Annotated in this window: 12 protein-coding genes and 1 pseudogene; 9 read left to right on the forward strand and 4 right to left on the reverse strand. The window is 57.8% G+C overall.

The annotated features are described in order from the left end of the window. Positions 1-44: 44 nt before the first annotated feature. Together hemF and aroE are read left to right on the forward strand one after the other, a co-directional pair. Positions 45-998 carry an oxygen-dependent coproporphyrinogen oxidase gene (gene hemF / locus ACFIOZ_RS03130; RefSeq protein ID WP_386082221.1) on the forward strand — a complete coding sequence of 318 codons (954 nt, stop codon included), beginning with the start codon at positions 45-47 and terminating at the stop codon, positions 996-998. Next, positions 995-1,822: a shikimate dehydrogenase gene (aroE, locus tag ACFIOZ_RS03135; RefSeq protein ID WP_386082223.1), complete on the forward strand. Its 828-nt coding sequence runs from the start codon at positions 995-997 to the stop codon at positions 1,820-1,822. The genes hemF and aroE overlap by 4 nt, the downstream gene beginning before the upstream one ends. 24 nt (positions 1,823-1,846) lie before the next feature. On the opposite strand, the gene ACFIOZ_RS03140 is transcribed toward aroE, so the two are convergent. Further along, positions 1,847-2,806: a LysR family transcriptional regulator gene (locus ACFIOZ_RS03140; RefSeq protein WP_386082224.1), complete on the reverse strand. Its 960-nt coding sequence runs from the start codon at positions 2,804-2,806 to the stop codon at positions 1,847-1,849. A 116-nt stretch (positions 2,807-2,922) separates the two neighbouring features. Here ACFIOZ_RS03140 and ACFIOZ_RS03145 point away from each other — a divergent pair, with 116 nt between their 5' ends. From ACFIOZ_RS03145 to ACFIOZ_RS03180, 7 genes and pseudogenes are all read left to right on the forward strand, one after another. After that, complete coding sequence (locus ACFIOZ_RS03145; protein WP_386082226.1) at positions 2,923-4,056, forward strand: iron-containing alcohol dehydrogenase; 1,134 nt, start codon at positions 2,923-2,925, stop codon at positions 4,054-4,056. A 43-nt stretch (positions 4,057-4,099) separates the two neighbouring features. Continuing rightward, positions 4,100-5,682 (forward strand): annotated as a pseudogene (locus tag ACFIOZ_RS22155) (aldehyde dehydrogenase (NADP(+))). 142 nt (positions 5,683-5,824) lie between these two features. Further along, on the forward strand, positions 5,825-6,814 hold the full coding sequence (gene dctP / locus ACFIOZ_RS03160) for a TRAP transporter substrate-binding protein DctP (RefSeq protein ID WP_386082230.1): 990 nt from the start codon (positions 5,825-5,827) through the stop codon (positions 6,812-6,814). Further along, positions 6,811-7,302, forward strand: coding sequence for a TRAP transporter small permease (locus ACFIOZ_RS03165; protein ID WP_386082231.1), 492 nt, complete (start codon positions 6,811-6,813; stop codon positions 7,300-7,302). The genes dctP and ACFIOZ_RS03165 overlap by 4 nt, the downstream gene beginning before the upstream one ends. Continuing rightward, a complete protein-coding gene (locus tag ACFIOZ_RS03170; protein WP_386082232.1) occupies positions 7,299-8,576 on the forward strand; it encodes a TRAP transporter large permease in 1,278 nt (425 codons plus the stop codon). The genes ACFIOZ_RS03165 and ACFIOZ_RS03170 overlap by 4 nt, the downstream gene beginning before the upstream one ends. Positions 8,577-8,662: 86 nt before the next feature. Continuing rightward, positions 8,663-10,348, forward strand: a complete 1,686-nt coding sequence (gene dld / locus ACFIOZ_RS03175; protein WP_386082234.1) for a D-lactate dehydrogenase — start codon at positions 8,663-8,665, stop codon at positions 10,346-10,348. Positions 10,349-10,480: 132 nt separating this feature from the next. Beyond that, positions 10,481-12,388 carry an alpha/beta hydrolase domain-containing protein gene (locus ACFIOZ_RS03180; protein WP_386082236.1) on the forward strand — a complete coding sequence of 636 codons (1,908 nt, stop codon included), beginning with the start codon at positions 10,481-10,483 and terminating at the stop codon, positions 12,386-12,388. Positions 12,389-12,525: 137 nt separating this feature from the next. On the opposite strand, the gene ACFIOZ_RS03185 is transcribed toward ACFIOZ_RS03180, so the two are convergent. The 3 genes from ACFIOZ_RS03185 to ACFIOZ_RS03195 all read right to left on the reverse strand — a co-directional run bounded on the left by ACFIOZ_RS03185 (position 12,526) and on the right by ACFIOZ_RS03195 (position 14,397). Further along, positions 12,526-12,786, reverse strand: a complete 261-nt coding sequence (locus tag ACFIOZ_RS03185) for a hypothetical protein (protein WP_295713146.1) — start codon at positions 12,784-12,786, stop codon at positions 12,526-12,528. Between the two features lie 17 nt (positions 12,787-12,803). Beyond that, positions 12,804-13,607, reverse strand: a complete 804-nt coding sequence (locus ACFIOZ_RS03190; RefSeq protein ID WP_386082238.1) for a M48 family metallopeptidase — start codon at positions 13,605-13,607, stop codon at positions 12,804-12,806. 175 nt (positions 13,608-13,782) lie between these two features. Next, complete coding sequence (locus ACFIOZ_RS03195) at positions 13,783-14,397, reverse strand: hypothetical protein (protein WP_386082240.1); 615 nt, start codon at positions 14,395-14,397, stop codon at positions 13,783-13,785. Positions 14,398-14,567 lie beyond the last annotated feature (170 nt).

Consider the following 14,567-nt stretch of genomic DNA (forward strand, 5'->3'; position numbering starts at 1 on the left):
TCACGATTCATCCATTACCACTCACCAATGCCCCAGGAGTTACCGTGGCCCACGAGCACCTTGATGACGTTAAACGCTACCTTCTTGATCTGCAGGATCGGCTCTGCGCCGGTTTGGCGAAAGCCGATGGTGCTGCACAGTTCCAGGAAGATAGTTGGGAGCGTGCAGAGGGGGGCGGCGGTCGATCAAGGGTGATGACTCATGGCGGCGTGTTTGAAAAGGGTGGCGTCAACTTCTCCCATGTTTATGGCACCCAGTTGCCGCCTTCGGCCACCGCCGCGCGCCCTGAACTGACCGGACGCAGCTTTCATGCGGTAGGCGTGTCCTGGGTGCTGCACCCGGAAAACCCCCATGTGCCCACCAGTCATGGCAACGTGCGCTTCTTTATTGCCGAAAAAGTTGGCGAGCCGCCGGTATGGTGGTTTGGCGGCGGCTTTGACTTAACGCCGTTTTATCCCGTGATGGAAGACGTGGTGCACTGGCATCGGGTGGCCAAAGCCGCCTGCGACCCCTTTGGGGACGATGTATATGCGCGCTATAAGGCCTGGTGTGACGAGTACTTCTATCTTAAGCACCGCGACGAAACCCGCGGCGTAGGCGGACTGTTTTTCGATGACCTGAACGAAGGTGAATTTGCCGACTGTTTTGCCCTTCAACGTGCTGTGGGCGACAGCTTTTTAGCCGCTTATCTACCCATTGTCGAGCGGCGTAAAAATGACGCCTGGGGCGAGCGGGAGCGCGACTTCCAGCTTTACCGCCGTGGCCGCTATGTGGAGTTCAACCTGGTGTGGGATCGCGGCACGCTGTTTGGCTTACAGAGCGGCGGGCGCACTGAGTCGATTTTAATGTCGATGCCACCATTGGCGCGCTGGGAGTACGCTTTTGAACCAGAGCCGGGTAGTGCCGAAGCGCGTTTGCAGGCGTTCTTGCAACCCCGTGACTGGCTCGGTGAGTTTGCTGGGGATGTCGTCCCAACCCATAGCGGAGAGCCATCATGACCGATCGCTACTGTGTGTTTGGCAACCCGGTCAAGCACTCGAAATCCCCGCAGATCCACGCGGAGTTTGCCTATCAAACCCAGCAGGCGCTTGAGTACAGCGCTGAAGAGGCGCCGGTGGATGGCTTTGCCAGTGCCTGGCGCGCCTTTATCGATGCGGGTGGGCGTGGTGCCAACGTGACCGTGCCGTTCAAAGAGGATGCCTTCGCGCTGTGCGACACCTTGAGTCACCGCGCCCGTCGTGCGGGGGCAGTGAATACGCTGATTCTGGGCGGCAATGGCCGTACCTACGGCGATACCACTGATGGCATTGGCTTAGTACGCGACTTGGCCTATCACCGCGTGGCGTTAGCGGGAAAGCGTATATTGGTGATTGGGGCCGGTGGCGCTGTGCGGGGCATTCTGGAGCCACTGCTTGCCGAGCAGCCCAGCGAAATCGTTGTGGTTAATCGCACCGCCGCCAAAGCCGAGCAATTGGCCAGCGATTTTGCCGATCTAGGGTCTATCCACGGTGGTGGTTTTGAGACCGTGAACGGTACGTTTGATGTAGTGATTAACGGCACCAGTGCCAGCCTCACCGGTGATTTACCGCCGCTGCCGGATACGTTGTTTAATGCTAACGCCTGGGCCTACGACATGATGTACGGATCCGAGCCGACGGTATTTTTACAGTGGGCGGGGCCGCGGGGGGCGAAACTGCTCGACGGATTGGGCATGTTGGTCGAACAGGCCGCCGAGTCGTTTTTCCTGTGGCGCAATGTGCGTCCAGAGACGGCATCGGTACGCGAAATGCTGCGTCAGTCGCTGGAGTTTGACGCCTTTTAATGATGAAAGACGTTAGAGAGGCACTCAAAGGGACGCAATATATGCCTCCACATCTGCATGTAGATTGCCAACTAAAGCAACTTCCCTCATGAACAACTGAGTGGCTGGCGATAAGCTAGCCCCTTTTCGGGTGACTAATTCGTAGGGTTCGCTACGCGAGTGCAGTTGGATAGGTAGCCGATACATCATGCCCGCATCAACAAAAGGTTTTGAGGCATCGACGGACATGAGTGCGACTGATTCGCGGTCATGACCAAGCATTGAGATGCTCGTGAAAGCGGATGCCGTTTCGATAGGGTAGAGCGGAAACGGGATCTTGGCCTCGTGAAACTCGCGTTCCAGCAGTAGCCGCATCGGCATATTGGCAGGATACACAATCCACGAGGTATCCGATAAATCGGCGAGTGTCAGCGCTGAATGGCGAGTGAGCGGATTGTCAGGATGGCAAATGACCGCCAGCTCCTCCTCGTGGATGTCCAGACTGGTGTACAGATGCGGCCGTTGGTTCACTCGCGACCGGCAAATAGCGGCATCGAGGCGACCACGGTCAAGTAAGTTGAGCAGGCGCGCGCTGGTGTCTTCGACTACCTCTATGGAGATCGCCGGCTGCAGGCTGCGAACCCGCGACAACGCCGCCGAAATCAGTGGCACAGCCCCCATAATCAATCCCACCGCAAGTCGGCCACCGCGGCCTTGCTGCATGCTTTCCAGCTCTTCATGGAAGTGGGCCAGATCCGTGTTGATCAGGCGTGCATAGCGCACCGCACAGAGCCCCATGTCCGTCGTTTCCAACCCCTTATGGGTACGCTGAAATAGCTGTACGCCCAGCATGGCTTCGATTTCATTGAGTGCCTTGGTGGCCCCTGGCTGGGTCAGCGCCACGGACTCGGCCGCTTTTTGCACCGTGCCATGCTCATGCAAGGCAATCAGCAGGCGTAGGTGCCGCATGCGCAGGCGGGAAATGATGGAGGTCAGTGTAGACATGAATTTTTGTTATGCCGCTATCAGAGGTTGTCATTATCCAGCGTTGGTTCACGTGAATATAGTCAATGCAGCAAGTCACTCTATTTCCGAATAATTAACAAAGACGAAAACACGCTATGGCACTCATCAACTACGTGACCCAAGTACAGTTTGGCGACGGCAGCGTCGACCTGCTGCAAGACGAATGTATCCGCCTGGGTATCCATCGCCCACTGATTGTAACAGATGAAGGTATTCAACAGGCGGGACTACTGGAGCGGATACAGCGTGTCCTGGATCACCCCGCTGCTGTCTTTACGCGTACGCCGCCCAACCCGAATGAGGGCGCGGTACGGGAGGCGGTGGCGTTTTATCAGTCGCAGCAGTGCGATGGCGTAATCGCGCTGGGCGGTGGCTCGCCCATTGACCTCGCCAAGGGCGTGGCGGTGTGTGTGGCGCACCCCGGGCCGCTGCGCCAGTTTGCCGTGATCGAAGGCGGCATGTCGCGCATTACGGCAGCGACGGCCCCGGTGATTGCTATTCCGACAACGGCAGGTACTGGCAGCGAAGTCGGCCGTGGGGCCATTTTGATCCTCGACGATGGCCGCAAGGTGGGGGTGCTGTCGCCTCATGTCGTCCCCAAACTGGCAATCTGCGATCCTGAGCTGACACTTGGCTTGCCCGCCCGCATGACCGCAGCAACGGGCATCGATGCCATCGCACACTGCTTGGAAACATTCATGGCACCCTCTTTCAATCCCCCAGCGGATGGCATTGCCCTGGATGGTTTGCGGCGCGCCTGGGCGCATATCGAAACCGCGGTCAACGAGCCGAGCAACCGTGAGGCACGCACGAACATGATGAGTGCCTCTATGCAGGGGGCGCTGGCTTTTCAGAAAGGGCTTGGCTGCGTGCACAGCCTGAGCCACTCGCTGGGCGGGCTCAACCCCTCGCTGCACCACGGCACCCTGAACGCCATTCTGCTGCCCGCGGTGATCCGCTTCAACGCCCAGGCCGAGACGATGATCAAGGACGACAAGCTGGCCCGGATGGCCCAAGCGATGAATTTGCCGGCGGGCCAGGACGTGGCGGACGCCATGCAGGCACTGACGAAGCGTCTGAACCTCCCCACGGGCTTGGGCGAGCTAGGCATCACATCGGCCATGTTCGACGACATCATCAAAGGGGCGCTGGCGGATCACAGCCACAAGACTAACCCCGTCGATGCCAGCGCCGACGACTACCGCCACCTTCTCGAATGTTCGCTGTAAAACCCCTGCGAGCGATTCCTCTGAACCATCGGGAGAGCCAAGTATGAGTACCACGTTGACCGGCCAGCAGTTCATCGGGGGCCAGCGCAGCGGCCAGGGCCAGGCCTCGCTCGCCAGCGTCGCTGCCGCGGATGGCAGTCGCCATGACCTGGCCTACTTTCAGGCGACCGCAGAAGAGGTCGAGCAGGCGGTAGCGGCCGCCGCTGCCGCTTATCCGGCCTTTCGTCAGCACTCACCAGATGCGCGTGCGCTGTTTCTGGAGGCGATTGCCGACGAGCTCGATGCGCTGGGTGATGACTTTATCAATGACGTCGTGCGTGAGACGGCGCTACCTGCCGCCCGCATCAACGGTGAGCGGGGGCGTACCAGCGGGCAGTTACGACTGTTTGCCGAGGTGTTGCGCCGAGGCGATTTTTTAGGGGCGCGCATCGATCTGGCTCTGCCTGAGCGCTCTCCTCTGCCGCGTGCTGATTTACGCCAGGTCAAGATGGGCCTTGGCCCCGTGGCAGTCTTCGGGGCCAGTAACTTTCCGCTGGCGTTTTCCGTGGCGGGGGGCGATACCGCCTCAGCGTTGGCTGCCGGTTGCCCTGTGGTGGTTAAAGCCCACTCCAGCCATATGATTACCGCCGAGTGGGTTGGGCAGGCCATCGAGCGGGCGGCACTTAACACCGCGATGCCCCCGGGCGTGTTCAATATGATCTATGGCAGTGGGGTCGGTAAAGACCTGGTACAGGCACCGGGTATCAAAGCGGTGGGCTTTACAGGCTCGCTTTCGGGCGGGCGCTTTGCGATCTGGCAGCTAAACGGCCGGAGCCTATTCCGGTGTTTGCCGAGATGTCGAGCATCAATCCGGTTTGGTTGATGCCTGCGGCGCTGCGGGAAAGAGGCGAGCGCATCGCCACCGATCTAGCGGCGTCGGTCACCCTGGGGTGCGGCCAGTTTTGCACCAACCCGGGGCTGGTGTTGGCGGTGGACTCCCCGGAAACGGAGCAGTTCATTGCCGCGTTGGGCGACGCCCTGGCGAGTGCCGATGAGCAGGTGATGCTCAACCGTCAGACCCTGGAGCACTATCAACAAGGCGTTGCGCGGCTCGCCGAGTTGCCCGAGGTCACCCAACTGACCGGGGGTAGCGCTGAGCCGGGCAAAGCGCGAGCACACCTGTTCCGTGCGACGCCCGACTGTCTATTCAGGTCGGATCGCCCGCTGGAGGACGAGGTCTTTGGGCCGACCACCATCGTCGTGACGGTGCCGGATACCCAGACGCTGGCGCGCTATTTCAACGTTATGCAGGGGCAGTTGACCGTCACCCTGCACGCCGAGCCGGAAGACCTCTCGGCCCACGCGGAGATGATGACGCAGTTGGAGCATCGCGCCGGGCGGCTGCTGCTCAATGGCTACCCCACGGGCGTGGAAGTGTGCGATGCGATGGTTCACGGCGGGCCTTATCCAGCGACCTCCGATGCACGGGGAACTTCGGTCGGCACGCTGGCGATCGAGCGCTATCTTCGCCCTGTATGCTTTCAGAACTACCCCGATGCCTTCCTACCGAGCGCCCTCCAAAACGCCAATCCGTTAGGGCTGATGCGCTTGGTCAACGGGCAACTCACCCGGGACGCGTTCGGCTAGCGCGACGGTTCATTCGCACTCCATCACCACAATAAAACAACATAGGTGTTATAAAATGATGTTCAAAACGCCAACGCTAAAAACCTTCGTTATTCCAGCGGTAGCATGCATCAATTCTAATAATAATTTAGGAGCTAATCATATGACTTACTTTCGATACGACAAGATCGCCGCGATAGTGGGAGCGCTAGCACTCTCGATGAGCTGGGGGGTATCAACGGCATTGGGTCAGACCGTTTTGACCGTTACTCACTCTTCACCCGCCGACAGCCACTTCGGTGAGGCGGCCATCGCGTTCGAGCAGAGTCTCGAAGCGCAAACCGATGGCGCCATCGACGTCGTCATTCAGCGTTTGGACAATGAGCGCGAGGCGCTGGAGAGCGTCCAGTTCGGAACGCAGGAGTGCACCATCGTATCGGCGGGCCCGCTAGGCAACTTTGTCCCCGAAACGCGCGTTTTGGACGTACCCTTCCTGTTCGATGGCTACGACCATGCGCGTGGAGTGCTGGATGGCGAGACCGGACAGGAACTGTTGGCGCTGTTTCCCCGCTATGGCCTCGAAGGCGTGGCGTGGATGGAAAATGGTTTTCGCAACCTGACCACGGGAACTAAGAGCATAGCCTCGCCGGACGACCTAGTGGGCATGAAGATCCGCACCATGGAGAACCCTATCCATATTGAGGCTTGGAAGGCGGCTGGCGTGTTACCAACACCGATGGCGTTCTCTGAGCTTCCGCCCGCCCTGCAGCAGGGCACGGTGGATGGCCAGGAGAACCCGATTCCGGTCATTCTGGCGAATAACCTCGACATGATGCAGCAGCATCTCTATCTAACGCGCCACGTCTACTCCCCCGGTATTTTTGCCTGTAACCCTGATTTCGTTGCGGGGCTTGACGAGCAGCAACAAGCGGCCCTCAAAGCGGCCGGGGCGTTCGCTGCTGCCGCGAACCGAGCACGGGTCGAAAAGGATGAGTTAGTCGGCATCGAGACGCTACGCGACCGCGGTATCGATATCGTGGAGATCGATGATATCGAGGCGTATCGCGATGCCATGGCCAGTGCCTATGCCGGTTTTGAAGCCGAGTTCGGCGCTGAGAGGCTGCAAGCCATCCGGGACTGGAGTGCCGAATGAGAGCGGCTGTAACGATGATTCAACGTATTGATCGAGGGATCGCAATGGGGGTGGCACTAGCCGCCTCCTGCGCCTTGGCGATCGCCGTAGGGGCCAGCTTCTGGCAGGTGCTGGGCCGCTTCGTCTTCCAAGCTCCGTCTGTCTGGTCCGAAGCACTGACCCGTCTGGCGCTGGTCTGGATGGTGCTGTTGGGCTGTTCGGTGGCGATGCGGCGCGGTGCGTTTGTGGCCATCGATTTAGCCAAAGTGCTCACCTCGGGCCGAGTGCGTCGGTCGATCGAGCTGGTCACGCTACTGTCCTGCCTGACGCTGTTTGCCACGCTGTTTTGGTTTGGCTGGGAGGTGGCGTCCCGCGTTCGCTTTCAGCAGATGGCGGGGTTGGATATTTCGATGAGCTGGGGATACGCCGCCCTCCCTGTGGGGGCGGTGTTCGCCATGTTGGGCTGCATTGTGCACTTTCTCGAGGCAGGTAGAGGAGAGGCACCATGACCAGTGCGCTGATCACCTCCATGCTGATCCTGTTCGCGATATCGGTGCCTATCGCGATTGCCATCGGTTTGGCCTCGATGGTCGGCTTGGTGGGCTTTACCAGCCTGCCACTGCTCGTGGTGCCGCAGCAGATATTTATCGCGCTGGATAAATTCCCGCTGGCGGCCATTCCGTTCTTTATTCTTGCAGGCAATTTGATGGAAGTAGGCGGGCTGTCGCGCAGGCTAGTCGAGTTTGCACGCGCCTTTACCGGCCAGCTGCAGGGCGGCCTGGCCATCACCTGTGTACTGACCTGCATGATGTTTTCGGCCATTTCGGGGTCGAGTGTCGCCACCACCTTTGCCGTGGGGGCGATACTCATCCCTGCCATGCGCGATTACGGCTATCCCATTGGTTTCGCGGCGGCCCTCATGGCCGTATCGGCGGAGCTTGGCGTGATTCTGCCCCCTTCGATCCCCATGATTCTGTACGGTGTCGCCACGCAGACCTCCATTCCGGATCTGTTCCTCGCCGGGGTGCTACCCGGCGTGTTGATTGCCGGTAGCCTGATGGCCACCATCTTTATCTGGTGCCGGATCAAGGGGTGGGGCAAGCGCGATGGCGACGGCAGGCTCTCTCGCCTCGACGCGACACGGCGAGCGGTCTGGTCGCTGGTGATGCCCATGCTGATCATGGGCGGCATTTATGGCGGTGTGACCACGCCCACCGAGGCCAGCGTCATTGCCGTGGTCTATGCGCTGGTGGTTGGGCTTTTCCTGCACCGTGAAATGAGCCTCAAAGACCTTGCTCTGGCATTTCGCAAATCGGTGGTCACCTCCGCGGTGATCATGTTCATCATCGGTGCGGCCAGTTTGATGGGCTACTTGCTGAATCGGCAGGGGGTGCCCGATGCAGCGGCACTCTGGTTGACCAGCACCTTCGATGGCCCAACCTCGCTGATGCTGGCCATCAACTTCATGCTGTTCGTGGTGGGCATGTTCATTGAGACAGGCGCCAGTATTGTGGTGCTCGCGCCGATCCTTCAGGACGCCGCACTGCGCGTGGGCATCGAGCCGGTGCACTTTGGCACCGTCATGGTGGTGAACCTTGCGCTGGGGATGATTACCCCTCCGCTGGGCGTCAACCTGTTTGCTGCGGCGCAAATTGCAGGCTGCTCGATAACAGCCATGTTAAGGCCTTTGCTGGTGTTTCTAGCCGTCATCATCGTCTGTCTGATGATCATTACCTTTGTTCCTCAGCTCTCGCTGTTCTTGCCGGGCACGATGGCACGTTAACACAGCAGTCAAAGCGTGCGGAGGGCGCTTTCCCGACATAGGGGCAGCGCCTTCTGCTCACCATGAACATTGATGGGTATTTATAGATGGCCAGTTCGCTGATTGCTCAGCTCCAAAGCGTCACGGGCAAGCGCTATGTACATGTCGGCACCCGCGCCACCCACCGCTTCCGTAAAGGCTACCGTTATGGCGACGGTGAGGTGATGGCTGCCGTCGAGCCGGGCACGCTTTGGGAGCAGTGGCAGGTCTTGCAAGCCTGTGTGGATGCCGATGTCGCCATTATCATGCAGGCCGCCAATACCGGACTGACCGGCGGCTCTACCCCTTTCGGGATGGGCTATGACCGGCCCATCATCATCGTCAATACCTTGCGGATCGACCGGGTCGACTTGATCGACGAGGGGCGTCAGGCCATTTGCCTTCCCGGGGCCACGCTGGATCAGTTGGAGCGTGCGCTGCGTCCTATGGGTCGTGAGCCTCACTCCGTGATTGGTTCGAGTTGCATTGGCGCCTCGGTGACCGGCGGTATTTGCAACAACTCGGGCGGCTCGCTGGTACAGCGTGGGCCAGCGTATACGCAGCTCTCTCTCTTCGCTCAGGTGACCCCGGAGCGCAAGCTGGTGCTGGTAAATCACCTGGGCATCGAGCTGGGGAACTCGCCAGAAGAGGTGCTGACCCGGTTGGACAGTGGCCACTACTCTACAAGCGATATCCAGATGAGCGAGACCGCCTGGGCATCCGATCGAGAGTACAAAACGCATGTTCGCGATATCTCGGCCTCGACGCCAGCGCGCTTCAACGCCGATCCGCGCCGCCATTATGAAGTATCCGGCTCTGCGGGGAAGCTGGCCGTGTTTGCGGTACGAATGGACACGTTTCCCGCTGCGTCCAACGAGCGCGTCTTCTATATAGGCAGCAACGATCCCGCCCAGTTACAACAGATCAGAAGAGACCTGCTCGGCCAGTTCCAGCATCTGCCCATCGCGGGCGAATATATGCATAAAGATGCCTTTGATATGGCGCACGTCTATGGCAAGGATCTTTTTCTCTTCATCCGCCGGTTCGGCACCCTGAATGTGCCGAAAGCCTTTGCCGCGAAAAGCTGGTTCGATGGTGTCACCGAGTCGCTGCGCCTGGGCCGCCATCTGTCTGATCGGTTACTTCAGGCCGCGTCCCGGCTGTTCCCCGAACATTTGCCACAACGCTTGCTCGATTACCGTAATCGCTACACACACCATCTGATGCTTCGCACAGGGGGAGAGTGCATCGGTGAAATGCGCGCCTATCTGGCGGAGCGTTTCCCGGCCGAGCACGGTGATTTTTTCGAGTGCACCGATGAGGAGGGCAGTGCCGCGTTTCTCAATCGCTTTGCCTCAGGGGGGGCCGTGGTGCGCTACCGAGCCGTTCATCCGCGCACGGTCGAAGATATCGTGGCACTTGACGTGGCGCTGCCGAGGGATGCCCTCGATTGGTTCGAGATCCTGCCGCCTGAGATCGAGGCACGGATCGAGCGCAAGTTCTATGTAGGGCACTTTCTGTGCCATGTTCTGCATCAGGAGTATCTGGTGAAAAAAGGCGAGGATTGTCACGCCTTGGAGCGGGAGATTTGTGCGCTGCTCGATGCCCGGGGAGCCGAGTACCCTGCCGAGCACAATGTGGGGCATCTCTATCACGCCAAGCCAGCGCTACGCGACTTTTATCGGAAGCTCGACCCCACCAACCATTTCAATCCTGGGATCGGTAAAACATCAAAACAGCGTGATTGGCAGTAAAACGAGCCTGCAAAAAGAGCATCGTGTCGATGGTTCTCGGCCTTAGGGGATGTCGCTAAAATGAGGCGTTAGCTATTTATATAGCTGACGCTTATGATCATGGAAACATAAAAATAATACTTAGGAGTTGTCATGAAACATCTTCCACAAATAGCAGTAATGACATTAGCGGTGGCTGGAGGGATGGGGTTAGCACCTGATACTCAAGCCAGAGTCACTGGGTTTGAAATTGGCAACACGGTCGATGATTATGAAGGTGAACGCTTTGGAGAGGCTGGTGCTTACGAGAGAATTGAGGCCGTGGCCAGCTTTGCTATTGACCCTACGAGTTCTAGAGCCAGTAACATTGCAGATTTAGAGAAAGCGCCTGTTAATGATCAAGGTGAAGTGGTCTTTAGTACGGAAGTGGTTATTCTACGACCTACTGAGCAAGCCTCAGGAGTGCTGTTCTACGAAGTCCCTAACCGTGGCCGCAACTTGAGTTTTCCGTTACTTAATCTAACGAGTATCTCGGGAGACTTTACAGTAGATGAGTCAGGTGATGGTTTTTTAATGCGCCAGGGTCACACCGTGGTATGGAGTGGCTGGCAGACCGGTTTGAGCGATAGTTTGATCGAGATTGATTTGCCGGTTATTGAGGGGGGAACGGGGGAATCTCGTGAGGAGTTCGTTTTCGATAACCATGACTCGGTAAGCGTTGCTTCCCTTACATACCCTGCTGCAGACCTAAACCCCGAACATGCCTCTCTGACCGTTAGGCCTACGCCGGATGCACCTCGTCAAATGGTGGAGGGTTTGTCGTTTCGTTATTTGGATGAAAATCGTATAGAGATTCAGCGGCCCGATAGTATGGATGGCGGCGCTATATACGAGTTTATTTATACCGCCAAGAATGCAGTGCCCGCCGGGTTAGGGATGCTCGCGACGAGCGACCTGGTCGCCTTTCTTAGAGGTGCGCAGGGACATGATGTTGAAACACCACTGAACAATATTGAGCATACCGTGGCAATGGGGATTTCTCAGTCAGGGCGCTTCCTGCGCGATTTAATATATCAAGGATACAATGCTGATAGTCAGGGCAACCGAGTATTTGATGGCGCTATGGCTCATATTGCCGGATCACGAAAGACGTTCACCAACTACCCTTTTGCTCAGCCTGGTCGCTTCTCCCGGCAGCATGAAGATCACGATGCGGTAGGTGACCAGTTCCCCTTCAGTTATGTAGAAACGTTAGATCCGCTGACGGATAACCGAGACAGTATTTTGGCCGCCTGCCGTGAAAACGATACGTGCCCGAAACTTATGCACACCGATACCTCATCAGAATTTTGGCAGGCGCGTGCGTCGTTGGTTGCTACATCCCCCCTAGGGGATCCCCTCACTATGCCTGATGATGTGCGGTTATACTTTTTCGCTGGGGCGCCGCATTTTAATGCGTGGGGAGGATCCTCTTCTGACAGTGACGTGTGTAAATATCCCAGCAATCCCATTAGTGTGGCGCCTAGCATGCGCGCGCTTGTGAGCGCGATGGCGTCCTGGGTCGTCGATGATATAGCGCCGCCAGCAAGCCGTTATCCCGGCTTGAATGGTGACGGGCTGGTTGCGAATGGGGAGTTGAATTTGCCGCCCTTACAGGGAGAAGTGCCTAAGCCTCCTATCAACGAGCTGTATGCCAGAAACCATACTGTGGCGCCACCTGAAGAGGGTGAACAATATTCGGTGAAGGTGCCAGAAGTGGATGAAGATGGCATTGCCTTGGGAGGCATTCGCCAACCCTATGTGGCTGCGCCACTAGGTACTTATTTAGGCTGGAATTTGCGCGATCAAGGGTATGCAGAAGGCCAGTTGTGTAACTTGTCCGGTAGTTTTATCCCTTTTGAAAGTAGTAATGATGATGGTAGGCAGTCAGTATCAAGCCGATACCCAAACCCAGAGTCATACCAAGCGTCTCTGGATGAAGCTATAGATGAACTGGTAGAGACTGGTTTTATGCTTGAGCAAGACCGCCAATGGGTAATGGAGGGTGCTCCAGAACTATAAAGCACATGCTGAAATAGTCGTAAATGCGGCCTCTTTGTTCTCGCGAGCATGTACGCTCATTGAGCAACAACACTCTAAGAAAGCGGGGGCGGATACAGTATCCGCCCCCGTTGTTTAGTGACACTGCTAAATACGCTTCACTTAGCGCGCTTAACGTACAACCCCACCGTGCACATCGCCAGCCCCACTACTGAAAGCAGCATGCCGCCATTGACTAACAGCGGCGAGCGCTGAAGCCAGGAGACAAACGGCTGTGGCGTGTCGCGACAGACCCCCTCAAGATAGTCCCAATGGCCGCCATCAAGCTGGCACGCACGGACGTCGTTGAGCTCCCAAAAGTAGACGCCCATCAGCACAAACAGCGGCAGCACCAGCAGCAGTAAACCTAACTTGATCATTTAAACCTCAAGCGCCGTTAAGGACGCGGGCAGTTGGGGGTGCGACCACTGCTGCGCGCCTGTTCATAGCGGGCCAGGGCACGATCCATATTGGCTTGCAGGCCTTCAATACGCTGGCCCTGTCCTGGGTGGGTCGACATCCAGGGAGGCGGTGACGCGCCGCCCGAAACCGACTGCATATTTTCCCACAGGGTAACGCTTTCACGTGGATCAAAACCTGCCTGCGCCATTAGATCCAGGCCGATGACATCCGCCTCGCTCTCATGGGTTCGGGAGAACGGCAGTACGATGCCGTACTGCGCGCCCATGCCCAACACGCCCATTAGCTGCTGGCCACCGGCGGACTGCATACCCGAGGTGCTGGAAATAACCGACAGGCCTAACGACGTAGCGCTTTCGGTAGAGGCGCGTTCATTGGCATGATTGGCCAGTACGTGACCAATTTCGTGGCCGACGACCGAGGCCAACTGGTCTTGGTTAGTGGCAATATCCAGCATGCCGGTATTCACGCCCATATAGCCGCCGGGTAGCGCGAAGGCGTTGGGCTGCTCCGATTCAAACACGCGGATTTGCCAATCTAGCTGTTGCTGCTGGGCGGGGAGTTCCGCCACGATGGCATCGGCAATACACTGGACATAGCGATGACTGGCTTGGCCAGCGGTAGGAAGTTCCTGCTGATATTGAGTGAACGCTTGGCGGCCCATCTCGTTTAGTTCGCTATCGGAGAGCAACAGCAGTTGAGAACGGCCGGTAGGCGAGGTAGAGCAAGCGGCGATAGACGCGCATAGCGCGGTAATAGCAAGGGGGCGAAGCCAGCGCATAAGACGGTTTCCTTCTAGATGGATAGGTTTCTTGGACACAAGATAACCGCTGATAGCAGTAAATCAATCCCCCATCATAACCCACCTAGAGGGTGAGGATGGATGCTGAATTGGGTTGTCTCCGAACCAAGTCTAGTCTGCAGATGATTGGTTAAAAGCTCCAAGGCATAACCACTCATCGCTGGGGGACTAATTGCCCATCGGCGCCTACGTTCAGGCGAATGGTGGGCGTCAGCAAACCAGCAGGAAGCCGCATGCCTAAACCACGTAGATCCCCAGGTGTGATGGCCAACTGACTGCCCGCCGGGAGCTCGCCTTGGGAGGCCAGCTGGCTGGCAAGTTCCAGCATGGGGGCCATGCTTTGGGTGTCGGTAGCGAGGACATCAAAGGCGACCGGTAGGCGCAAATTAGCATCGTCGCCAGATGTCAGCGTGACGTCCTGTTCATAGTTACCCTCCACGGGATCAACGCCAGGCATGTCGAGCATCCAGCGAAAGCCCGACATCTCCACTGGGGGCATGCCCGCGGGTAAGCCCAGACCCATGGCAATGGTGGCCTGAACGGGCAGGCTACCGGCGCCAAGGCTAGACGCAATCAGGCTGGTTAGATCACTTGTATCTAGCCCCGCATTGATACTGTAAGGGCCGATACGCACATCCTCGACCCCCAAAGAGGTCACCGCCAAACGGAACGCAAACAGACCGGTTTGGGGCAGGGCGAGACAGCCCGTGAGCAGACTGGCAACGCCAAACAGGGTTAGCCAACGCCAGTAGCGAGCAATATAAAGCATAAGACTCCCCTTCAGTAGGGCGTAAGGTAGTGGGATATTACGATGCCAAGAGTAAGGTATTGATACGAACTGACTAGGTTTGGGCTAAATAAGCGCGGCTATTTGAGGGCTGCAGTCATTTTCTGTCAAGAGAATTTGCGCGCTCAGGCGCTTATTTAAGGCTAGAACCA

It is taken from the genome of Vreelandella sp. F11 (genome assembly GCF_042466685.1).
Taxonomy (GTDB): domain Bacteria; phylum Pseudomonadota; class Gammaproteobacteria; order Pseudomonadales; family Halomonadaceae; genus Vreelandella.